Consider the following 25,287-nt stretch of genomic DNA (forward strand, 5'->3'; position numbering starts at 1 on the left):
GATGCACCCCAGCCGGTTCGACGGCACCGGCCGCGGCCAGGCCACCAGCGACCGCATGGAGGTGCGCCGCCTCACCAGGGCGAACCGGCTGTGGGGTTCCAACGGCGTCACGTTCGGCCCCGACGGACGGCTGTACGTGGCGCAGTTCCTCGCCGGGCAGATCAGCGCCGTGGACCCCGCCTCGGGTGACGTCGAGGCGGTGGTGCCGCTCGACGGCCCGGTGGAGGCGCCGGACGACCTGGCCTTCGGGGCGGACGGCTCGATGTACATCGCCGATCTGACCCCCGGCCGGGTGTGGCGGCGCAGCCCGGACGGCGCGTACACCCTCGTCTCCGACCAGGTGTCGGTGCCCAACGGCATCACCTGCGTCGGCGACCGCCTCTTCGTCAACGAGATGAAGATGAACGGCCGGCTGATGGAGCTGTTCCCCGGCGGCGGTGACCCCGCGGTGCTGACCGACGGACTGGCCCTGGGCAATGCCATGCAGCTCGGACCCGACGGCTGCCTGTACTACCCGCAGATGATGCGCAACCAGGTCTGGCGGATCCCGCCCGACGGTGGGGTGCCCGAGCTGGTCGCCGAGGAGGTGGACGACCCGGTCGCGGTACGGTTCGACCGGGGCGGTGTGCTCGTCGTCCTGTCCCGTGGCATGGCCGGTCTGGTGACCCGGATCGATCTGAACACCGGGGCCCGGACGGTCGTCGCCAGCGGCATCGTGGGGCTGGACAATGCCGCGTTCGACCACGAGAACCGGATGTTCGTCTCCAGCTTCGCCAGTGGCGGGATCGCGGAGATGCACACGGACGGCAGGACCCGGGTGGTGGTCCCTCAGGGGTTCGACGGGCCGTTCGGCATCACGGTCGACCTCGGTGGCACGGTGTACGCGGCCGACCACTTCCGCCTGGCCAGCCCGGAGGTTTCGGGCTCCGGCTTCGGCTCCGGCGAGGATGAAGACGAGCCCGGTATCGTCACCCACGAGCTGATGTACGCCGTGCACAACGTCACCGCCGACGACGGCCTGCTGCACCTCACCTCACAACTCGGCGATGTGCGCACCCACGACCCCGTCAACAAGACCACGCGGGCACGCGCCACCGGGCTGGACCAGCCCACCGGGATCGCCGTCGCACCGGACGGCTCCCTCGTGGTGGCCGAGACCGGTGCGGGCCGCATCCTGCGCATCGACGACACCGACACCGTGAGCGTGCTCGCCGAGGGACTCGACCACCCCGTGGACGTCGCCATCGACCGCGAAGGGCGCTGCTACGTCAGCGACGACCGACGTGGCGCGGTGCTCCGGCTGGAGGACGGCGTGGCGGTGGTCGTCGCTGACGGGCTCGGCGCGCCGCAGGGCCTGGCCGTGCGCGGGGATGAGCTGTTCACGGTGGAGGTCGCGCACCGGCGGCTGCGGGCGATCTCGCCGGCCACGGGAGCGAGCAGGATCGAAGCCGAGAACCTCGCGGTCGGCCTGCCGCCCGGGATCACGCGCACCGAACCCGAGCCGGTCCCCGGAGTCCCCGGCCGCCCGCGCCAGTTCGCCGGGCTCGCCGTCGCCCCGGACGGAGCTCTCCTCGTAGCGGCCAATGGGGAGGGGAGTGTGCTGCGGCTGAGCGGGCCCGCCGCGTGAGGTTCGCCGCCGGGCGGCCGCGCCGGAGCCGCCGCTCAGGAGAGGTCGACCCACACCTTTCCCGCCGCGGTGTACGCCGCGGTGAACGCCTCCTGGACGTCCTCCAGGGCATAGCCGTCGCTGACCACCGCCCCGAGCCGGGGCGGTGTCGGCGACTCCAGCGCGCTGACGGTCTGTGCGAAGTCCACCGGATGGTCGTAGATCATGCTGCCGATGAGGGTGATCTGCCCCGCCACCAGATCGCGGGGGGAGACCCCGAGAGGGGAGGTGTTCATCCCGATCAGAACGGCGGTGCCGGGTGTGGCGAGCCGTCGCAGCGCCTGCTCGATGACTCCGGGGGCGCCGGAGGTCTCGAAGAGACAGGGGAGGCCGTCCGTGTCCGGTGGCAGGGGCGTGGCACCCAGCGAACACGCGCGGTCGAGCCGGGCCTCGTTGGGCTCCTGGACGAACACCGTCACACCGTGGCCGACCAGCGCCTGACACAGCAGCAGACCCTGGGAACCGGCCCCGATCACCAGGCAGCTCTGCCCCGGCGCGATGCCCGAGCGCCGCATCGCCGCCCGGGCCACGGTCGCGGGTTCCACACAGACCAGGTCCTCCAGGGGCAGCCGCGGGGCGACGGGCCAGACGAACGCGGCCGGCGCCACGACGTAGTCACTCAGCAGACCGGGAACGGTCAGTCCCACGGCGGCCCGGCCGGCGCAGGCCGACGTCCGTCCGGCTCGGCAGGGGGCACACGTCAGACAGCAGTAGTCCGGTTCGATGACCACGTCCTGGCCGGTGTGCAGACCGCTGACCGCACTGCCCAGCTCGACGATCCGCCCCGTGCCCTCGTGGCCCAGGATCCAGGGCAGCCGCGGTGGCCGCCGGTGTCCCGCGTGCACCGCGAGATCGGAGCCGCACAGCCCCGTGCCCCGCATGCGGATGAGCACGTCACCGGGGCCGCAGGACGGCTCCGGCACGGACACCACGGACAGCGCACCGGGCTCCGTCAGCACGGCGGCCCTCAAGGGAACGCCCGCTTTCCGGAAAGACGCGCCGCCAGCATCATGCCAAGAGCGTGCCACACATGATCCGCGCGGCGATAGACCACGCACTGCCGCACCTGACCAAGTCTCATCCGCCGCACATGACCTACGCGTACGCTGTGGACGCGATTGCCATACCGTGAGCAAGGAGTGGAACGGCCATGTCGGACAGCACCCTGGCCCCCGATATAGATCAGGCCCTGTACGCACTTTCCCCCGAGGGGCGGAAACTTCTCTTCACCGAGGCCAAGACGGCCTATGATTTCAGCGACAAGCCGGTGGGCGACGACCGTCTGCAGGCCATCTACGAACTGTTCAAATGGGCCCCGACCTCGGCGAATATCAATCCGCTGCGCATTCTGTACGTGCGTACCGAGGAAGGAAAGCAGCGGCTGCTGACCGGGGTGGCGCAGCCCAACCAGGAGCAGACCGCCTCGGCTCCGGTCACCGCGGTGCTGGCCGCGGACACCCGTTACCCGGAGTATGTGCCGTTCCTCGCGCCGTCCAACCCGCAGTTACAGCAGATGCTGGAGGCCAACCAGGAGCTGCGCGAGTCCCACATGGACTTCAACGCGGTGCTCCAGGCGGGCTACTTCGTGCTGGCCGTCCGCGCCGCGGGGCTCGCCGCCGGGCCGATGAAGGGCTTCAACGCCGCGGCGGTGGACAAGGAGTTCTTCCCCGATGGCCGGTGGCGGTCGATTCTGCTGGTCAACATCGGCTACCCGGGCGCCGAAGCCTACCGGGACCGGCTGCCGCGGCCCTCGTACGAGCAGGCGGTACGGCTGGTCTGACAGCAGTGAGGTGATGTAAGGCGCACACACCCAGGGGATCGGGTCACTTCATACGCGGTGACCTGATCCCTCTTCGCGTCGGGCGGCGATCCCCTCGCCGTGCCGGCCTCGTTCGGCGGCGGTACGCCGAGCCACGTACGTGGGACCCCTCGAGGACCGTCGACTTTCGGCCCAATCGCCGGCCCCCTCCGCTCGTCCACACCGCCCGTACGGTGCCCTCCCGTAGGGACGAGGGCCACACCGAGGCGGCCGAAAAGCGCGGCGTGATCGTTTCGTGATGTACGACTCACTCGCTTGACAGCGCGGCGCACCGGGACCTACGCATAGGACCCGAGAGTGCCCCCATCCGGTGCATGTCGCAGCCCCACGCTGTTTACATGCTGTTGAAACAAAAGACTCCGGCCCGGCTCGTATATTTCCCTCACCCATTCTCTTCCCCGGCGGGACGCCGCGGGCATCGAGGGTGGGCGACGCGCTTGTGCCGCCGAGGAGTTCTGCCTGCTCGTCATGCGCTTTCGCGCGGACATGCCCTATGAGCGGCCGCGCGGATTGAGGAATTTCAGAAAGCTGGGGTGCCTGTGAGCTTGATGGAATGCCACGATGCAACGGCCGACGCCGGTCGGCCGGCGATCGGTTTCCGGAGGGACCACGAAGGCCAGGGAAACGAGGGGGATCGCGGGCCCGGCGGCGGACCCCCCGACCTGGTCGAGCGCGACGACATCCTGGCCGGCCTGGGCGGGCTGCTCGCCGATGCCTCCAGGGGCAAGGGGCAGCTGGCCGTCGTGGACGGGCCGCTGGGCAGTGGCAAGAGCCGGCTGGTGCACGAGTTCCTCGAAACCCTCGAACCGGACGGCGCCTTGGTCCTGAGGGCCACCGCCTCGCTCCGGGAACATCTGCTGCCGTTCGGCGTGGTGACCCAGCTCTTCCACGGCATGACGATCCCGCCGCCCAGCCGGGACCGAGTGCGCGCCCTGCTCACCTCGGCGGTCGAACACACCGGCATCGACGGGGAGTTAGCCGGCGGCGACTGGGAGGTCCACGTCGTCGACGTCTTCCAGAAGCTCACCATGGAGCTGGCCCAGCTGGCCGAGACCACCCCCTTGGTGATCTGGATCGACAACGCCCACTACCTGGACCCGCCCTCCCTGCACTTCCTCGCCGGCATCGTCCCGTGGCTGCACTCCGCCCGCATCCTGGTGCTGCTCACCGACGACCACACGCTGCGGTGGCCGCGCTCGCCCCTGCTGGCCGGACTGCTCTCGCAGAGCCCCAACGCACACCGCATCCCCCTGAGCCCCTTGAGCCGCGGCGCGGTCGACGCCCTGGCCGTCCGGCTGCTCGGACCGCACATCGCCTCCCCGCGGCTGACCGCCGAGCTCCACCGCATCAGCGGCGGCAACCCCCTGGCGGTCCAGGCCCTGATCATCGATCAGCAGGCCGGTGGCGCATGCTATCCGGACGGCTACGGACGGGCCCTGCTCGACCTCGTGACGCACTCCCGGCCGTCGATGCTGTCCGTGGTGCGCGCCCTCGCGGTACTCGGCGGTGCGGCCTCGGTGACCGACGTGGCCCGGCTGGCCGGGGTGGACGCCACGGTGACCAGCTGGGCCCTGCACGCCCTGGTCGGCGCCGGACTGCTCACCAAGGGCCATGCGTTCCGCCATCCGGTGGCCGCCACCGCCGTACTGGACGACATGCCCGCCGACAGCCGGGCCGCACTGCACCGCGCCGCCGCCGAGCTGCTGCATGAGGCCGGTGCGCCCGCGCTGACGGTGGCCGGGCAGTTGATGAGCGCCGGGGACCCCCGTGCCGACTGCGCCACCGAGGTGCTGGTGACGGCCTCCGACGAGGCGCTGGCGGCCGGCGATGTGGGCACCGCGCTCGGCTGCCTGGACCTCGCCCAGCGCACCCGGACCGACGACCCCACCGCGGCGCGCATCCGCGCCCGGCTCAGCCGCCTGGAGTGGCAGCTGAAACCGCAGGTCGCCGTCCGTCATCTCCGTCCCCAGCTACGCGACTTCACCGCGGGCCACCTGGACCGGCAGGATGTCTCCGAGCTGGTGCTCGGTCTGGCCAACGCCGGTGCGCTCACCGAGCTGACCGCCCTACTGGACGCCCTGCGCACCCGCTCCCACCAGGGCGCCGGCTCCGGAACCGAGGACCTGCGCCCCCTGACGAACTGGGCGGCGATGGCGTACCCCCTCCACACCGGGCTGCGGAAACTGGCCCAGTCGGTCGCGGCGGCCACCCCCGAGGCCGCCCCCTGCCACGACCCCTGGCTGCCCTCGGCGGTCACCCTGGCCGACGACCTGATCCGCGGACGCGACGACCAGCTGGTACACCGCGCCGAACTGCTGCTGCGCACCTTCCACCTCGACCACGGCTCACTGTGGAACGCCGAGGCCGGAGCCCTCGCCCTGCGCGCGCTGCTCTCCGCGGGTCGCCCGGACGAGGTCGTGGCCTGGTGCGAAAAGCTCGAGGCCGAGGCCGCCGCCCACCATGCCGTCGCCTGGCAGGGGAAGTTCCTCGCCCTCCGCGCCGAGGCCCATCTGCGGCAGGGAGACCTGATCCGCGCCCACGACCTGGCGGCCCGCGCCATGGCCCTCGTAGCGCCCCAGGGCTGGGGGATCGGCCTGGCCGGGGTGCTGGGCTGCGCCATCCTCGCCGCCACCCGGTCCGGCAGGCTGGAGCAGGCGGAGAAGTACGTGGCTCAGCCGATACCCGAACCGGTCCTGCACAGCCGCCACGGCGCACACTATCTGCACGCCCGGGGCCACTACCGGCTGGCCACCCACCACCCGCAGGCCGCGCTCGCGGACTTCCTCGCCTGCGGCAGATTCGCCGAAACCTGGCACGCGCCCGGCGCCGACGCGGTCTCGTGGCGGACCAGCGCGGCCGAGGCATGGCTGGCACAGGACGACCAGGACCAGGCCAAACGTCTGGTACGGGAACAGATAGCCCGGCTGTTCCCGGGCCCCTCCCGGGCCCGCGGGCTGTGCCTGCGCACCCTGGCGGCGGTCAGCCGGGTCACCCGCCGCCCGCAACTGCTCACCGAGGCCGTCGACATGCTCAAGGACAGCGGCGACGACTACGAACTGGCCCGTGCGCTGATCGACCTCAGCATCGCCTTCAAGGACACCGGGGACCAGCGCAATGCCCGCCGGGTGGCCCACCGCGCCTGGCATCTCGCGAAGCAGACCGGCGCCGAGCACCTGTGCCGGGAGGCCGCTCTCGACCCCATCGCTCCCGAGGCCGAGCTGGCAGCGCAACAGCGCCAGGACGGGCTGTCCGCCCTCACCACGCAGGAGCGCAGGATCGCGCTACTGGCGGCCAAGGGCTACACCAACCGCGAGATCGCCGCCAAGCTCTACATCACCGCGAGCACGGTCGAGCAGCACCTCACCCGGGTGTTCCGTAAAGTCAACGTCAAGCGGCGGCAGGATCTGCCGCATTTCCTCTAGCCTCGTCATTCCAGCAGCCCGGACCTGAACTGACCGACCAGCGCGGTGAGTTCACGGGAGGTGCGGGCCGCGCCGTAGATGTGGTGGTCCGGGCGTACCAGCAGGAACCGCGCCCGCGCCGCTCTCAGCAGCGGCAGATACACCTCGTCGACATCGACGACGGCACCCGCTGCCGCCTCGGCGTCCCCCGCCACCATGTGCACCACAGGTGTGCCGAGCCCGGTGAGGAAGGTGAGCTGAGACTCCTCCAGCGCGGCGGCCGGATCCGCCGACCCCAGCAGCACCGGACCGGTGCCCACCACCTCGTCGAACAGCCCGGTCACGCCCTCGCGCCGCACCCGGCCCTGCGGCATGACCTCCCCGGCCGGCGGCACCGGCGCCGTGCCGATCCCGGTGTACAGCAGACCGGTCCGCAGCGGCGGACCCGCGCCCCGCCGCCTGCCCCGGCCGGTGTCCGCGCTCACGCCCGCGAGCAGCGAGGCGTCCCGGCTCGCGGCGGTGGCGGCGTCGGTCACGCACAGCACCCTGCCCAGCCGTACCGCGGTGTCGATGGCCTCCCGCACATGGTCGACGCGCTCACGCGGATAGCTGTCCAGCAGCCGCTCACCGGCGGCGCCCCGCAGCACCAGGTCCAGTTTCCAGGACAGATTGAGCACATCCCGGATGCCCGCGCACATGCCCTGACCGGTGAACGGTGGCATGAGATGGGCGGCGTCCCCGGCCAGCAGCACCCGCCCGCGCCGCCATTCGTCGGCCCAGGCGGCCTGGAAGCTGTAGACGGTGTGCCGCTGCAGCGTGGCGTTCTCCGGGGTGACATCGAAGCGTTCCAGCAGGCGCCAGGCCGTCTCCGCCCGGTTCAGCTCGGCCACGCTCTCCCCGGGCAGCCGCATGAACTCCCAGCGGCGCCGCCCCGGACCGCTGCCCACCGCCGTCGTCGGCCGGTCCGGATCGCAGTGCTGCACATTGAGCGGGGAGAACACCCGCGGTTCATGGAGCACCACATCGCACAGCAGCCAGTCGAAGGAGAAGCCGAGATCCGTGGTGCGCACCCCGATGTGGTCGCGGACGAAGCTGTTCGCCCCGTCGCAACCCACCACCCAGGAGGCGGCGCACCGCAACCGCCCACCCGCCGTATCGGTCGCCGTGAGCTCGACCCCGGCGCCGTGGTCCACCAGGTCCGTCGCGCCGTAACCGCGCAGCACCCGCAGGTTGGGCAGCCGCTCGGCGCGGGCGCACAGTACCGCCTCCAGCGCCGGCTGGTGGATGGTGGTCGTCTCCGGCCAGCCGTGCGCACCGCGCTCGGCCAGCTCGACCCGCAGCAGGGACCTGCCCTCGGCATTGCGCCAGTCGTAGGCGTCGGCCGGCAGACCGATCTCCGGATACGAGCCGGCCACCCCCAGCGACGCCAGGGTCCGGGCCGTCTCACCGTCGAAGCTGGTCGCCCGGGGCAGCGTGTACGGGTGCTCCCACCGCTCCACGACCAGCACGCGCCAGCCCCGGGTGGCCAGCAGGATGGACAGCACCTGGCCGATGGGTCCGTAGCCGACGATGAGCACGTCTGCTTCCGGCGCATCCGCTTCTGGTGTGTCCGGCTCCGGCGTGTCCGTTTTCGGCGTGTCCGCTTGTGGTGTGTCCGGGCCCGCAGGGCACATCCGCTCTTCCCTCCTCCGGTGCGGTGAACCTATCAGCGGGTGCCGCGCGGCCTACGGAGAGCGGCCGAACCGACCACGGATAAGGGGGGCTTGGCGATCACCAAGTAAGGGGGGATGAGGGGGGTGAATCAGGGGATTCTTCTAGTTTTCCGGTGTGAAGCTGGAGTGGGTGAAGCCGCTGACACATCACCCGCAACCCTGACCGCAGGGAGGGGAGAGGTGCATGCTGCGCGCCGAACTGATCCGCCCGATCCAGGACCTCCTCACCGAGCAGAGCCGCCGCTTCGGCGACAAAACCGCCTACATCGACGCCCGTCGCGCCATCAGTTACCGCGAACTGGAGGTGCGCACCCGCCGCCTCGCCGGCCATCTGGCCGGACTGAGTCTGCTGCCGGGTGACCGTGTGGCCATGTACCTCGGCAATCGCGTCGAGATGGTGGAGAGCTACTTCGCCGTCGTCCGCGCCGGTGGCATCGGCGTCCCGGTCAATCCGCATGTCTCCCAGGCCGAGTTGGAGCATCTGCTCTCCGCCGGCGGCAGCCAGGTCGTCATCACCGACTCCGCCCACCTGCCGCTGCTGCGCCGGTTGTCACCCGGGACGAGCCCGCCGACCGTGCTGGTCGTGGGGGAGGATCCGGTCCCCCCGGGCTGTCTGTCCTACGAACGGTTCGCCACCACCGAGCCGGGCACACCGGCCCGCGACGACCACGGGCTCGACGACATCGCCTGGATGCTCTTCACCTCCGGCACCACCAGCAAGCCCAAGGGCGTGCTCGCCACCCAGCGCAACTGTCTCTGGTCGGTCGCCGCGTCGTACGTACCCGCGCTCGGCCTCACCGCCGAGGACCGCGTGCTCTGGCCGCTGCCCCTGTTCCACAGCCTCTCCCACATCGTGTGCGTGCTGGCCGTGACGGCTGTCGGAGCGACCGCCCGGATCACCGACGGACACTCCGCCGAGGATGTGCTGGAGCAGTGGGGCCAGGAGCGCTCCACGGTCATCGCCGGGGTCCCCACGCTGTACCACTTCCTCGTCCGCGCCTCCAAGGCGCCCGGGTTCACCGCCCCGGAGCTGCGGGTGGGCCTGGTCGGCGGCGCCGTGACCACCGCGGCGCTGCGGCGCTCGGTCGAGGAGGCCTTCGGGGCGCCGCTCATCGACGCGTACGGCAGCACCGAGACCTCGGGTTCGATCGCCATCAACTGGCCGACCGGGGCCCGGGTCGAGGGCTCCTGCGGACTCCCCGTCCCCGGCCTCGCCCTGCGGGTGGTCGACCACCGCACCGGCCTGGACGTGCCCGACGGGACCGAGGGCGAGGTGTGGGTCCGCGGCCCGAACATCATGGCCGGCTACCACAACCAGCCCGAAGCCACCGCCGAGGCGCTACGGGACGGCTGGTTCCACACCGGCGACCTCGCCCGCCGCGACCGGGACGGCTATCTCACGGTCACCGGGCGGCTCAAGGAACTCATCATCCGCGCCGGGGAGAACATCCACCCCGTCGAGGTGGAGGACGTCCTGCGGATGGCACCCGGCGTGGCCGACGCCGCCGTGGTCGGCAAGCCGCACGAGGTGTTCGGCGAAGTCCCCGTGGCCTTCATCGTCCCGGCGCCCGGTGGCTTCGATCCGGCCCAGGCGCTCGCCCTGTGCCGGGAGAGGCTGTCGTACTTCAAGGTCCCCGAGGAGCTGTACGAGATCGCGCGGATCCCGCGCACCACGACCGGAAAGGTCACCCGGCACCGGCTCCTGGACGGCCCGGCACGGCTGCGCGCGGTCGGCAACACCTACCACGACGCGCTCTTCCGCACGAACTGGATCCCCCAGCCGACCGCCTCCCAGCCGACCGCCTCCCAACCCCGGCCCGGTCGGTGGGCCCTGCTCGGACAGCCGGATACGGGGCTCGTCGGCCTGTTGCGGGCCACCGGCATCGAGCCGGTCGAGCACCTCGACACGGATGGGCTGGGGGCGGCGGTGGCCGCCGGAAGCAGCCCCCCGCCTGCCGTGGCCCTGCTAGCGGCTGTTGTGGATACCGCGGCCGACGCCACCGCTCAGGGTTCCGGGCGCGCCACCGCGACGGAGGTGGTTCTGAGGGAAGTCGAGACGTGGCTCGCCTCCGCCGAACTGTCCGATGCGCTGCTGGTGGTGCTGACCCACAGTGCCGTGGCCACCACCACGGGCGAGGACCTGCGGAATCCGGGACAGGCCGCGCTGTGGGGGCTGGTGCGGTCCGTGCAGGCCGCTCATCCCGGCCGTATCGCCATCGTCGACCTCGACGAGCCGGATGACGAGGCGTCTGTCTCCGCCCTGGTGGCCACGGTGGCCTCGGGAGAGCCACAGAGCGCGGTGCGCTCGGGCGTGGTGCTGCTGCCACGGCTCGAACGGGTGGCGCTGGACGCGGGCCTGGGTGTGGGCGTGGGGCCGGATGTGGGCCTGGGCGTGGGCCTGGGCTGGGACGCCGAGCGGGACACCTCCGTGGCCTTCGACCCGCACGGCACCGCGGTCGTCACCGGAGTGGACACCCGGCGCGGCGCCGCCATCGCCCGGCACCTGGTGGCCGGTTACGGTGTCCGCCGACTGCTGCTGATCGCCCCGCCAGGGCAGGGCGGGCGGGCGGCTGAGCTGTGCGCCCAGCTCACCGACGCCGGGGCCGATGTGCGGCTCGTCGAATGCGACCTGGACAACCGCACGAAGCTGAGGCGCGCGCTGGCCAAGGCGGGGAGCTCCTTGAGCGTGGTCGTGCATGCCTGGGAGGCCGTGGACGAGCCGTCCGACGCGCGAGTGGCCGCCGAGGCCAGAACACTCCACGAGCTCACCCGGAACGCCGATCTCACCGCGTTCGTACTGTCCTCCTCGACCAAGGGGCTGCTCGGCGCGGCGGGGGAGACCACCGAGGCGGCCTCCGCCGCCTTCCTCGACGCCTACGCGCAGCATCTGCGCATGCGCGGGATACCGGCCCAGTCCATCGCCTGGGGGCCGTGGGAAGGGGAGACCGACGAGACGACCGGTGCCCTGAACCCGCAGCAGGCGCTCGCGGCGCTGGACGCCGCCCTGGCCGTGGACCAGGCCCAACTCGTCGCCATGAAGCTCGACTCGACGGCCGTGCCCACCGGGACGTCCTCCCCGCTGCTGCGGGACCTGATCGACGTCCCGGCCCGTACCGCCACCGTGGACGAGGCCGCCGCGGTCGCACTGCGGGAGCGGCTCACGGATGCGCACGAAGCCGACCGGGGCCGGCTGCTCACCGACCTCGTCCGCGCACACCTCGCCGACCTGCTGGGCCTCGCCGACAAGGAGGCCGTCGAGCCCGAGCGGGCCTTCACCGACCTCGGCCTGACCTCGATCACCGTGGTGGAGCTGCGCAACCGGCTGAGCGAGGCCACCGGGCTCCGCCTGCCCGCCACCTCCGCCTTCGACCATCCCACACCGCTGGCGTTGGGGGGCATGCTGCGGCGGGAGCTGCTCGGCGGCGGTAGTACGGCAGTGGCATCGGGGCCGCCGACCGCTGCGGTTTCGGCTCCTGCTTCGGCCGCGGGCTCTGGCGCGGGCGACGATCCGATCGCGATTGTGGGGATGGCCTGCCGATTGCCGGGTGGGGTCGGCTCGCCGGAGGAGTTGTGGGAGCTGGTTCTGGCAGGGGGTGAGGGGATCGGGGAATTCCCGGCGGATCGGGGGTGGGATCTGGAGAACCTCTTCGACCCGGATCCGGATCACGCGGGGACGAGCTATGCGCGGCGGGGCGGCTTTCTCTATGACGCCGGGGAGTTCGACGCGGGGTTCTTCGGGATTTCGCCGCGTGAGGCGCTGGCGATGGATCCGCAGCAGAGGTTGCTGCTGGAGACGTCGTGGGAGGCGTTGGAGCGGGCCGGAATCGATCCGGGCTCGTTACGAGGCCAGGACGTGGGCGTCTTCGCCGGGATGATGCATCAGAGCTACGGAGTCGGCTCCACCGAAGGAGCGGACACACCGGCCGGTCTGGAAGGCCACCTGATGACCGGCACCTCGGCGAGCGTGGTGTCGGGTCGGGTGTCGTATGTGCTGGGGTTCGAGGGTCCTGCGGTGACGGTGGATACGGCGTGTTCGTCGTCGTTGGTGGCGTTGCATTTGGCGGCGCAGGCGTTGCGGTCGGGTGAGTGCTCGATGGCGCTGGCCGGTGGGGTGACGGTGATGGCCGGGCCGGACGCCTTCGTGGAGTTCTCCCGTCAGCGTGGGCTTGCAGTCGATGGGCGGTGCAAGTCGTTCGCGGCCGCGGCGGATGGCACGGGGTGGGCCGAGGGTGTGGGTGTGTTGGTGGTGGAGCGGTTGTCGGATGCGGAGCGTCTTGGGCATCGGGCGTTGGCGGTGGTGCGGGGTAGTGCGGTGAATCAGGATGGTGCGTCGAATGGGTTGACGGCGCCGAATGGTCCGTCGCAGCAGCGGGTGATCCGGCGGGCGTTGGCGGTTGCGGGGCTGGTGGCGGCCGATGTGGATGCGGTGGAGGCCCATGGGACGGGTACGCCGTTGGGTGATCCGATCGAGGCGCAGGCGCTGTTGGCGACGTATGGCCAGGATCGGTCTGAGGGGCGTCCGTTGTGGTTGGGTTCGTTGAAGTCGAATATTGGTCATGCGCAGGCGGCTGCGGGTGTGGCTGGTGTGATCAAGATGGTGTTGGCGTTGCGGTATGGGGTGTTGCCGAGGACGTTGCATGTGGATGAGCGGTCGTCGCAGGTGGATTGGTCGGCGGGTGCGGTGGAGCTGCTGGCCGAGGAGCGGGTGTGGCCGGAGGTGGGGCGTCCGCGTCGGGTTGGGGTGTCGGGGTTTGGTGTCAGTGGGACGAACGCGCATGTGATTTTGGAGCAGGCTCCGGACCGGTCGGGGGATGGTGTCCCGATGCCGGAGGTGCCGGGTGGTGTGGTGCCATTGGTGGTGTCGGGGCGTGGTGATGCGGGGTTGCGGGCGCAGGCGCGGCAGTTGCTGGGCTTCGTCGAGGGCCACCCGGGTGTGAGTGTGGTGGAGCTGGGGGCGGCGCTGACGTCCGGTCGGGCAACGTTGTCGGACCGTGCGGTGGTGGTGGCTGGGGACCGGGCTGAGGCGTTGGCGGGGCTGGCGGCGGTGGCGGAGGGCGGCGGGGCAGGCGCGGCGGATGTCCGGGGCCGGGTGGTGTTTGTTTTCCCTGGTCAGGGGGCGCAGTGGGTGGGTATGGGTGCGGAGTTGCTGGAGTCGTGTGGGGTGTTCGCGGAGGCTTTGGGGGAGTGTGCGGGGGTGTTGGATCCGTTGACGGGGTGGTCGTTGGTGGATGTGGTGCGGGGTGTGGGGGTGGGTGGGGTGTCGTTGGATCGGGTGGATGTGGTGCAGCCGGTGTCGTTTGCGGTGATGGTGTCGTTGGCGCGGGTGTGGTTGGCGGCTGGTGTGGTGCCGGGTGGGGTGGTGGGTCATTCGCAGGGGGAGATTGCGGCGGCGTGTGTGGCGGGTGGGTTGTCGTTGGAGGATGCGGCGCGGGTGGTGGTGTTGCGGAGTCGTGCGATCGCGGCGGGGCTATCGGGTCGTGGGGGGATGGTGTCGCTGGCGGTGGGGGAGGACGAGGCTGGGCGGCTGGTTGAGGGGTGGTCGGGCCGGGTGGAGGTGGCGGCGGTGAATGGGCCGTCGTCGGTGGTGGTGGCCGGTGAGGTGGAGGCTCTGCGGGAGCTGGTGGCGGAGTGCGAGGGTGCGGGGGTGCGGGCGCGGTGGGTGGATGTGGATTACGCCTCGCATACAGCACAGGTGGAGGCGGTGGAGGAGGAGCTTGCCCGGTCGTTGGCGCAGATCCGGCCGGTGTCGTCCCGTATTCCGTTCTTCTCGACGGTGGAGGCGGGATGGGTGGATACGGCGCAGTTGGACGCCGGGTACTGGTACCGCAACCTGCGGAGTACCGTCCGGTTCGCGCCGTCCCTCGAGCGTCTGCTGGAGGAGGACTTCCGGGCGTTTGTTGAGGTGAGTGCGCATCCGGTGCTGACGATGAGCATCGAGGCGGCAGCGGAGCAGGCGGACGCCGGGCCGGTCGTGGTGACCGGCACCCTCCGCCGGGACGAGGGTGGCATGCGTCGCGTGCTCACGTCCCTGGGCGAGGCGTACGTACGCGGTGTCCCCGTCGACTGGACCGCGCTGCTCGGCGACATCCCGGCGCATGCCGCGCTGGAGCTGCCGACCTACGCCTTCCAGCACCAGCACTACTGGCTCAAGAGTGGCCACCGATCCGGTGAGGTGACCGCCGTCGGTCTCGCCGGTGCTCAGCACCCCCTGCTGGGCGCATGGGTGGAACTGCCCGACACGGACGGGGTGTTGTTCACCTCCCGACTGTCGCTGAGCACTCACCCATGGCTGGCCGACCACACGGTGGCCGGTGCGGTCGTCCTCCCAGGATCGGCCTTTGTGGAACTGGCGGTACGTGCCGGTGACGAGGTCGGCTGCGGTGTCGTCGACGAATTGCTGATCGAGGCCCCGCTCGTGCTGACGGAGAGCATGAGCGTGCAGCTCCAGGTGGTCGTCGGTGGGGCGGACGACTCCGGCCGGCGACGACTCACCGTCCACTCCCGGCGGCAGGGCAACGGGTCGGACGGGACGGACTGGACCCGACACGCCACGGGCACCCTCGCCGAGACCACCACCGCACCCGATATCGACCTTGCGCTGTGGCCGCCGGCCGGAGCCACACCCGTCGATGTGGACCAGGTGTACGACGACATGGCACAGGGCGGACGGGGCGTCGGTCCGGCATTCCGTGCCCTGCGCTCGGCGTGGACCCGTGGCACCGACATCTTCGCCGAGGTGGAACTGGCCGACGACCAGCACGAGGAAGCGGAGCGCTGCACACTGCACCCCGCACTGCTGGAAGCCGTATGCCACGCCGTCACACACGCCGACACACATGCTGACACTTACGGTGAGGCATTGGCGCTGCCCGTCGCCTACCGCGCGGTGTCGCTGTCCGCGACCGGGGCGACCGCACTCCGTGCCCGGATCAGCCCGGACGGTCACGGGGGTGTGGCGCTGGAGCTGGCGGACTCCGCAGGTCGGGCGGTCGGCTCCGTGGGCTCGGTGATGTCGCGGCCACTCCCCGCCGACGAGCTGCTGTCGGGCGCCGGGACAGATCCGCAGGACGGACTGTTCCAGGTGGAGTGGTGCCCCCTCCCGGTCGCGTCGGCCGCATCCGCCCTCGCCACCTCGGATCCGGCGACGGCGACGGTCACGAGCCCGGCCGAATTGACGACGCTCACCGCCCACGGGAACGTACCGCCCTTCCTCTGCGTGGACTTGGCGGACACCACGCACGGCCTCCGGGCGCTGACCGCGCAGGCGCTGGAATGGGTCCAGGCGTGGCTGGCCGTGCCGGAGACCGATGCGCGGCTGGTCATCGTCACCCGCGAGGTCACCGACCCGATCTGTGCGGCGGTCTGGGGGCTCGTGCGCTCGGCACAGTCGGAGGCCCCGGACCGGCTGGTCCTGGTGGCGATGGACGAGGACGCCGCCTCCGGCGCGCTGCTGCCCGCCGCGCTGGCCACCGGCGAACCGCAGATCGCCATCACCGCCGGGGCGGCATCCGTACCGAGGCTCGTGCGCGCGACGCGGGATGAGGAAGGGCCACGGCGGCCGCTGGACCCGGCGGGTACGGTTCTCGTCACCGGTGGCACGGGTGCACTGGGCCGGCTGTTCGCCCGGCACCTGGTGGCCGAGTACGGCGTGCGCAACCTCCTGCTGGTCAGCCGCCGTGGCGGTGCCGCCGAAGGTATGGCGGAGCTGGAGTCCGAACTGGGCGCGCTGGGCGCGTCCGTACGCACCGTGGCCTGCGACATCGGTGACCGGACCGCGGTGGCGGAGCTGCTGGCCGCGCTTCCCGGCGAGGCTCCCCTGACGGCGGTCGTCCACACCGCCGGGGTCCTGGACGACGGCGTGGTCACCGCCATGACACCCGAACGGCTGGACACCGTCCTGCGCCCCAAGGCGGAGGCGGCCCTCATCCTGCACGAGCTGACGCGCGACATGGACCTCGCGGCGTTCGTGGTGTTCTCCTCGGCCGCGGGCGTCTTCGGCAACCCCGGACAGGCCAACTACGCGGCGGCCAACGCCTTCCTGGACGCACTGGCCCGGCAGCGCGGGGCGGCAGGGCTCCCGGCCACCGCGCTCGCCTGGGGCCACTGGGCGCTCAGCAGCGAGATGACGGCCCATCTCACCGCGGCCGACCTGCGCCAGCACGCCCGGCGCTTCGGGATGACCGCCCTGTCGGAGCAGACCGGTCTGGCGCTGTTCGACGCCGGTCTGCGCAGCGCCGCGCCCGCACTGGTGGCGGCCCGCTTGGACCTCGCGGGCCTGCGCGCCCACGCCACTACCACCCCGGTCGTCCCTCTGCTGCACAAGCTGGTGCCGCCAGGCCGCCGGGTCGTGAGCCGTACGGAATTGCCGCGGACCGACCTCGTACGACGGCTGGAGTCAGCGGACCCCGCCGAACGGGAGCAGATGCTGCTGGACCTGGTCACACGCCATGCCGCCCAGGTGCTCGGGCACTCCTCGGCGGACGGTCTCGCCGCCGCACGTGCCTTCCGGGATCTGGGCTTCGACTCACTGACATCCGTGGAACTGCGCAACCGGCTCAACGCGACCACCGGGCTCCGGCTGCCCTCGACCCTGCTCTACGACCACCCCAGCCCGCGGGCCCTCACCAGCCATCTGCACACCGAATTGCTGGGCTCGCCGAGCACCCCCGCCGCCCCGGCACCTGCGGACAAGGCATCGGACGATGGCATCGCCATCGTGGCGATGAGCTGCCGCTTCCCGGGCGGGGTGAACAGTCCCGAGGACTTCTGGCGCCTGATCAGCGAGGGCGGTGATGCCGTCGGCGACTTCCCGGACGACCGTGGCTGGGATCTGTCGGCGCTCTACGACCGCGACCCGGACCACCCCGGCACCTCCTACGTCCGGCACGGCGCCTTCCTGCCCGATGCCGCCGGGTTCGACGCCGACTTCTTCGGGATCTCACCGCGTGAGGCGCTGGCGATGGATCCGCAGCAGCGGCTGCTGCTGGAGACCTCATGGGAGGTGTTCGAGCGGGCCGGGATCGACCCGACCACGGTGGGCGGCAGCGCCATCGGCGTGTTCACCGGCATGAACACCCAGGACTACGCGATCCGCCTGCGCCACGTTCCGGACGAGGTCGAGGGACACCGGATCACCGGCGTCTCCGCGGCCGTCCTGTCCGGGCGCGTGGCCTACGCCCTGGGCCTGGAGGGTCCCGCGGTGACGGTGGACACGGCGTGTTCGTCGTCGTTGGTGGCGTTGCATCTGGCGGCGCGGGCGTTGCGGTCGGGGGAGTGCTCGATGGCGCTGGCCGGTGGGGTGACGGTGATGGCCGGGCCGGACGCCTTCGTGGACTTCTCCCGCCAGCGCGGACTGTCGGTCGACGGCCGGTGCAAGCCCTTCGCCGCCGCGGCCGATGGCACGGGGTGGGCCGAGGGTGTGGGTGTGCTGCTGCTGGAGCGGCTGTCGGACGCGGAGCGGAACGGCCACCAGGTGCTGGCGGTGGTGCGGGGCAGTGCGATCAACCAGGATGGTGCGTCGAACGGTCTGACGGCGCCGAACGGACCGTCGCAGCAGCGCGTCATCCGGCAGGCACTGGCCAGTGCGGGTGTGTCGGCCGCCGAGGTGGACGTGGTCGAGGCGCACGGCACGGGAACGGCACTGGGCGATCCCATCGAGGCGCAGGCCATCCTCGCCACCTACGGACAGGACCGCGACCGGCCACTGTGGCTGGGCTCGGTGAAGTCCAACATCGGCCATGCCCAAGCCGCCGCGGGTGTGGCCGGTGTGATCAAGACGGTCATGGCGATGCGGCACGGTGTCCTGCCGCGTACGCTGCACGTCGACGCACCCACCCCGGAGGTGGACTGGTCGGCGGGTTCGGTGGAACTGCTGACCGAGGAACGGCCCTGGCCGGAGGCGCAACGCCCGCGCCGGGCCGGAGTGTCCGCGTTCGGCGTCAGCGGCACCAACGCCCATGTGATCGTCGAGCAGGCGCCTGCCACTGCCACCGAGCCCGCCACTGCCACCGCCCCCGAGCCCGTCGCGGCGGACCCGGACGCGCTCCCCGCCATACCGTGGGTGATCTCGGCCAGGAGCGCCGACGCGCTGTTCGGCCAGGCGGCCCGGCTCGCGGACTTCGCCCGCCGGCACACGGAAGTCGACCCGGGCGACATCGCCCACTCGCTCATCACCACACGAGCCGTATTCGACCACCGGGCCGTGGTCGTGGGCGTGGGGCGTGCGGAGTTGCTGAGCGGGCTGGACGCCATCATGGGGCCGAGCGATGGTCCGGTCGCGCGAGGTGTGCCGAGTCCCGGCAGGCTGGCGGTGCTGTTCACCGGACAGGGCAGCCAGTACGGGGGCATGGGCCGGGAGCTGCATGCGCGCTATCCCGTGTTCCGCGAAGCCTTCGACGCGGCCTGTGCGCAACTGGACCGGCATCTGGTCGACGCCGGGCATGTCGCGCACCCCGTCCGGGACGTCGTGTTCGCCGAGCCAGGATCCCCCGAAGCGGAACTGCTCGACCGGACGGTGTACGCCCAGGCGGGGCTGTTCGCGCTGGAGACCGCGCTGTTCCGGCTGTACGCGTCCTGGGGAGTGCGCCCCGACGCCCTCGCCGGCCACTCCGTAGGAGAGCTGACCGCGGCCCATGTGGCGGGCGTGCTGTCACTCGATGACGCCGCCGCGCTGCTGGCCGCGCGCGGGCGGCTGATGCAGGCCCTGCCCGCTGGCGCGATGGTCGCGCTCAACGCTCCCGAGGCCGTGGTGCGGTCTCTGCTGGCCGATGAACCGGGCGCCGTGGACATCGCCGCGGTCAACGGGCCCGCTTCCGTCGTCGTCTCCGGCGACCAGGACGCCGTGGTGGCCGTCGAGCGGAAATGCGCCGCCGAGGGGTACCGGACCAAGCGGCTGCGGGTCAGCCATGCCTTCCACTCCGCGCATATGGACGGCATGCTGGAGGCGTTCCGCGCCGTCGCCGCCGGGCTGTCGTACGCGCCTCCGACGGTGCCCGTCGTCTCCAACGTCACGGGCGACTGGGCCACCCCCGACCAGCTGTGCTCCCCGGACTACTGGGTCGAGCACGCCCGCAGGACCGTCCGTTTCCTCGACGGCGTCAGTGCGCTCCACGCCGGGGACACCACGACGTTCCTGGAACTGGGCCCCGACGGTGTCCTCACCGCCATGGCGCAGGAAGCGCTGGGCGACGGTGCCGACCCGGCCATGTTCGTGGCCACGTTGCACGGCGAACAGGCCGATCCGGTCGCCGCCGTGGCCGCGCTCGCCCGGCTGCACGTCCGTGGCGTTCCGGTCGACTGGACCGCGCTGCTCTCGGGGGCCTCTCGGCGCAGGGTCGACCTGCCGACCTACGCCTTCCAGCACCGGCGGTACTGGCCCGACGCCCCCGTATCGGACGCCACTACGGCAGGTCAGCTGCTTCCCGCACGACGGTTGCCGCCGGAGGAGGCAGTGACCCCGGGCGGCGGCACCACGGCCTTCGCCGAGCGACTGAAGGCCGGCACGGAGGCCGAGGGCCACCTGCTGGCCCTGGATGTGGTGCTGAGCAGCGCGGCCGCGGTGCTGGGACATGACGACGCGTCGACGATCGACGGCGAACGGGCCTTCCAGGAACTCGGCTTCGACTCCCTGAACGTGGTCCGGCTCCGCAACCGCCTGCGCGACCTGACCGGCGCCGAGCTGCCGACCACACTCGCCTTCGACTATCCGACACCGGCCGCGCTCGCGTCGTTCCTGCACGCCCGGCTTCTCGGACGGGACACCGGCCCGACCGGATCGGCATGGGCGGCGAGCGACCCCACGGAGCCCATCGCGATCGTCGGGATGGCGTGCCGGTTGCCGGGCGGCGTGTCCTCGCCGGAGGACCTGTGGGAGCTGGTTACGGCCGGGGGCGAGGGCATCGGGGATTTCCCCGTGGACCGTGGCTGGGATCTGGAGAACCTGTTCGACCCGGACCCGGACCACGCCGGGACCAGTTATGCGCGGCGAGGCGGATTCCTCTACGACGCGGCCGAGTTCGACGCCGACTTCTTCGGGATCTCACCGCGTGAGGCGCTGGCGATGGATCCGCAGCAGCGGCTGCTGCTGGAGACGTCGTGGGAGGCGTTGGAGCGGGCCGGGATCGACCCGGCCTCGCTCCGCGGCCATGACATCGGTGTCTTCGCCGGAATGGTCAACCACGACTACGCCAGCCGCCTCGACACGGCTCCCGACGGCTCCGAGGGTTACCTCATGACCGGCGGCGCGGGAAGTGTGCTGTCGGGTCGGGTGTCGTACGTGCTGGGGTTCGAGGGTCCTGCGGTGACGGTGGATACGGCGTGTTCGTCGTCGTTGGTGGCGTTGCATTTGGCGGCGCAGGCGTTGCGGTCGGGTGAGTGCTCGATGGCGCTGGCCGGTGGGGTGACGGTGATGGCCGGGCCGGACGCCTTCGTGGAGTTCTCCCGTCAGCGTGGGCTCGCCCCGGATGGCCGATCCAAGTCGTTCGCGGCCGCGGCGGATGGCACGGGGTGGGCCGAGGGCGCGGGCGTGCTGCTGGTGGAGCGGCTGTCGGATGCGGAGCGTCTTGGCCATCGGGTGTTGGCGGTGGTGCGGGGCAGTGCGGTGAATCAGGATGGTGCGTCGAATGGGTTGACGGCGCCGAATGGTCCGTCGCAGCAGCGGGTGATCCGGCGGGCGTTGTCGGTTGCGGGGCTGGTGGCGGCCGATGTGGATGCGGTCGAGGCCCATGGGACGGGTACGCCGTTGGGTGATCCGATCGAGGCGCAGGCGGTGTTGGCCACGTATGGCCAGGATCGTGAGCGGCCGCTGCTGATGGGTTCGTTGAAGTCGAATATTGGTCATGCGCAGGCGGCTGCGGGTGTGGCTGGTGTGATCAAGATGGTGTTGGCGCTGCGGCATGGGGTGTTGCCGAGGACGTTGCATGTGGATGAGCCGACCCCGCAGGTGGATTGGTCGGCGGGTGCGGTGGAGTTGTTGACCGGGGAGCGGGCGTGGCCGGAGGTGGGGCGCCCGCGCCGGGCCGGGGTGTCCGCGTTCGGGGTCAGCGGCACCAACGCCCACGTCATCCTGGAACAGCCCTTGGACGTACCCGAGCCCGCCCCCTCTGCTCCGCAGCCGCCCGGTGGTCTGGCGCTTCTTCCGGTGTCCGGGCGAGGCGAGGGCGCGCTGCGTGCTCAGGCGCAGAGGTTGCTGTCCTTCCTGGTTCAGCGGCCGAACCAGGATCTCGGCGAGGTCGCGCTCGCGTTGGGTTGTGGTCGGGCGGGGTTGTCGGATCGTGCGGTGGTGGTGGCGGGGGATCGGGAGGAGGCGTTGGCGGGGTTGGGTGCGGTGGTGCGGGGTGAGTCGTCTGCGGGTGTGGTGTCGGGTTCGGTGGTGCGTGGTCGGTTGGGGGTGTTGTTCGCTGGTCAGGGGTGTCAGCGGGTGGGGATGGGGCGTGGGTTGTATGAGGTGTTCCCCGTGTTCCGGGAGGCTTTTGATGTGGTGTGTGAGGCGTTGGACCGGGAGTTGGGTGCGGGTGGTGTGTCGGGTTCGGTGCGGGAGGTGGTGTTCGGGGATGGGGAGCTGTTGGAGCGGACGGTGTTTGCTCAGGCGGGGTTGTTTGCGGTGGAGGTGGGGTTGTTCCGGTTGGTGGAGTCGTGGGGTGTGGTGGTGGATGTGGTGGGTGGGCATTCGGTGGGTGAGGTGGCGGCGGCGTATGTGGCGGGTGTGGTGTCGTTGGCGGATGCGGCGGTGTTGGTGGCGGCGCGGGGTCGGTTGATGGAGGCGCTGCCGGAGGGCGGTGCGATGGTGGCGGTGGGCGCGGGTGAGGAGGAGGTGCGGCCGCTGCTGGTGGCAGGGGTGGACATAGCGGCAGTGAACGGGCCTGCGGCCGTGGTCCTTTCCGGCGATGAGGAGCCGGTGTTGCGGGTGGCGGAAAAGCTATCGGCGCGGGGGTGTCGGACGAGGCGGCTGGCGGTTTCGCATGCGTTCCACTCGGCCCATATGGAGCCGATGCTGGAGGAGTTCCGGGCAGCGATCGCTGATCTGTCGTTCTCGGCGCCGGTGATCTCCTTGGTGTCGAACGTGACGGGTGCGTTGGCGGATGCGGAGACGGTGTGCTCGCCGGAGTACTGGGTGGAACATGTGCGTTCGGCCGTGCGGTTCTCGGATGGAGTGCGAGCACTCGCCGACTACGGAGTGAGCGCGTATCTGGAGCTCGCGCCGGACGCGGTGTTGTCCGCGATGGTCGGTGACTGTCTGCCGGAAGAGTCGGCGGCCGCGGAGTCCGTGGTGGTGCCGTCCCTGCGGCGGGAGGGCGATGAGGTCCGTGCGCTGTTGTCCGCCGTCGCCCAACTCCATGTGGCAGGCGTACGTATCGACTTCGGCGCCCTGTTCGGCGGTGCCGTTCCGCCCGTCCACCTCCCCGATCTGCCCACGTACGCCTTCCAGCGTGCGCACTACTGGCTCCATGACACCCGGCCCGCCGCTCACCAGAGCCCCGACTCCTCCGACGACACCGACGACGCCCGGTTCTGGGCCGCCGTCGAACGCGAGGACCTGGGCTCGGTGGCCGAGGCGCTGGACCTGGCCGACGGCGAGGACGACCGCGCCGCGCTGGACGCCGTGGGCGGCGCGCTGGGCGTGCTGTCGGACTGGCGACGCAAGCGCGGTGAGAAGTCCGCGGCCGACCGGCTGCGCTACCAGGTCACCTGGAAGCCGCTTCCCGGTGCCGCCTCCGGCGTACCCACCGGCACCTGGCTGGTCGTCCTGCCGTACGGCTGCCGCGACGAGGACTACGCGGCCCAGGTGGCCCCGGCGCTGAATCGCCAGGGTCTGCGCACCACGACGCTACGGCTCGGCGGAGCCGAATCGGCGGACCGCGTCGCCCTCGCCGAGACGCTGCGTGGCGTGCTGGCGGACCATGAGGACATCGGTGGAGTGCTGTCCTTGCTCGCGCTCGACCAGCGCAAACGTCCCGGCTCCGCGACGCTCACCGAGGGTGTCGCGGCCACCTTGGCCCTGGTGCAAGCTCTCGGCGACCTGGGCTCCGGCCACCGTCTGTACTGCGCCACCACAGGCGCGGTGAGTGTCGGAGCGGCGGACCGGCTCAGTGCCCCCGAACAGGCGGCGGTCTGGGGACTCGGCCTGGCCGTGGCGCTGGAGCAGCCGGACCGCTGGGGGGCGCTGGTGGACCTTCCGGACGTGTTCGACGACCGGGCCGCCCGGACCCTGCTCGGCGCGCTGGCCGATCCGGGTGATGAGGACCAGCTCGCGATCCGTGCCACGGGCGCGTTCGTACGACGGATGCGGGGCCATCCACTGCCCGCCGCCGTGGCCAAGCCGGAGTGGCGGCCGCGTGGCACCATCCTGGTCACCGGCGGTACGGAGGGTCTGGGCCGACACGCCGCGCGCTGGCTGGCCGGTGCCGGTGCCGAACACCTGGTGCTGACCGTCGGGACCGATCCGCAGGCGCCGGATCCGGAGGCGCCGGATGTGGTGGCCCTGCGGGACGAGCTGAGCGGTCAGGGCGCCAAGGTGACGGTGTGCCCGGCGGACCTCACCGACCGGGACGCGGTCGAGCGGCTGCTCACCGGCCCCGCCGCGTATCCCGAGGTCACCGGCGTCGTCCACACCGCCGACCTCGCACGGATCGCCCAGACCGACGCCACCAGCGCCGATGAACTGGCCCGGACGTTGGCGGCCAAGGCCGACGGTCTGCTCCATCTCGACACGCTCCTGGCCGATCGGGAGCTGGACCTGTTCGTGGTGTTCTCCTCGGTCGCCAGCGTCTGGGGCGGTGGCGGCCAAGGACTGATCGGCGCGGCCAACGCACAGCTCGACGCCCTGATCGAGCGTCGCCGCTCCAGGGGGCAGACGGCCACCTCGGTGGCCTGGGGTGTGATCGACGGCTTCGGTGTGGCCGCCGACGCCACCGCCCAGGAGCAGCTGCGCCGCCGTGGGGTGCTGCCCATGGCGCCCGAGGCGGCCATGGCGGCCCTGACACACGCCGTGCGCCATGACGACACGCTGGTGGCCGTGGCGGACATCGACTGGGCGGCGTTCGTTCCGGCCTTCACCTCGCTGCGGCCCAGTCCGTTGATCGGTGACCTACCGGGCGTTCAGGAGATCGTCGACAGTCTTAGGGCGGACGAGGCCACCGACGAGTCCGCCTCGGACTTCCTGCGCGAACTGGCCGCGGGCTCCGACGCCGAGCGGGAACGCGCGCTGATGAAGGTGGTGCGCGAGAACGCGGCCGTCGCACTGGGACACAGCGGTGTCGAGGCCGTCAAACCGCAACGCGCCTTCCAGGAGATGGGGTTCGACTCCCTGGCGGCGGTGAACCTGCGCAACACCCTCGGCGCCGCTCTGGGCACCCGGCTGTCGGCCACTCTCGTCTTCGACTACCCCACGCCCGCCGCGCTGGTGGAGTACCTGCGCACCGAACTCCTCGGAGACCAGGACGACGACGAGGTCAGTGAGGCCGATGAGGAGGAGATCCGCCGCGTCCTGGCCTCCGTGCCGTTCAGCCGGTTCCGCGAGGCCGGAGTGCTCGACGCGCTGCGGTCGCTGGCCAGGACGGATGCGACCGAGGGAAACGGGAGTCGGCCGTCCGCCGACGAAGAGCTCGACCTGATCGATGGAATGGATATCGCCGGACTGGTCCAACGGGCATTCGACGGAACCCAGTTGTGATCGCGCACTCGAAGCGGTGG

Annotated in this window: 6 protein-coding genes; 4 read left to right on the top strand and 2 right to left on the bottom strand. The window is 71.4% G+C overall.

The features are described 5' to 3' along the window. The first annotated feature begins 1 nt into the window (after position 1). A complete protein-coding gene (locus J8403_RS39410; protein WP_211127345.1) occupies positions 2 to 1,627 on the top strand; it encodes a hypothetical protein in 1,626 nt (541 codons plus the stop codon). Positions 1,628 to 1,662: 35 nt separating this feature from the next. On the opposite strand, the gene J8403_RS39415 is transcribed toward J8403_RS39410, so the two are convergent. Beyond that, positions 1,663 to 2,625: a zinc-dependent alcohol dehydrogenase gene (locus J8403_RS39415; RefSeq protein ID WP_211127346.1), complete on the bottom strand. Its 963-nt coding sequence runs from the start codon at positions 2,623 to 2,625 to the stop codon at positions 1,663 to 1,665. A gap of 191 nt (positions 2,626 to 2,816) precedes the next feature. Between J8403_RS39415 and J8403_RS39420 the strand changes: the two genes are divergently transcribed. Further along, entirely contained in the window at positions 2,817 to 3,446 is a 630-nt protein-coding gene (locus J8403_RS39420; RefSeq protein ID WP_211127347.1) for a malonic semialdehyde reductase, read from the top strand. Positions 3,447 to 4,018: 572 nt separating this feature from the next. After that, the gene (locus tag J8403_RS39425; RefSeq protein ID WP_211127348.1) at positions 4,019 to 6,907 is read left to right on the top strand and encodes a helix-turn-helix transcriptional regulator; all 2,889 of its coding nucleotides are present in this window, start codon (positions 4,019 to 4,021) and stop codon (positions 6,905 to 6,907) included. A 5-nt stretch (positions 6,908 to 6,912) separates the two neighbouring features. On the opposite strand, the gene mhpA is transcribed toward J8403_RS39425, so the two are convergent. After that, positions 6,913 to 8,559 (bottom strand): bifunctional 3-(3-hydroxy-phenyl)propionate/3-hydroxycinnamic acid hydroxylase MhpA, encoded by a 1,647-nt coding sequence (mhpA, locus tag J8403_RS39430; RefSeq protein WP_211127349.1) that lies wholly within the window; start codon positions 8,557 to 8,559, stop codon positions 6,913 to 6,915. A 223-nt stretch (positions 8,560 to 8,782) separates the two neighbouring features. Here mhpA and J8403_RS39435 point away from each other — a divergent pair, with 223 nt between their 5' ends. Beyond that, entirely contained in the window at positions 8,783 to 25,267 is a 16,485-nt protein-coding gene (locus J8403_RS39435; protein ID WP_211127350.1) for a type I polyketide synthase, read from the top strand. Positions 25,268 to 25,287: the final 20 nt, after the last annotated feature.

Origin of the sequence: Streptomyces yatensis, assembly GCF_018069625.1 — a bacterium.
In the GTDB taxonomy this organism is placed as follows: Bacteria; Actinomycetota; Actinomycetes; order Streptomycetales; family Streptomycetaceae; genus Streptomyces; species Streptomyces yatensis.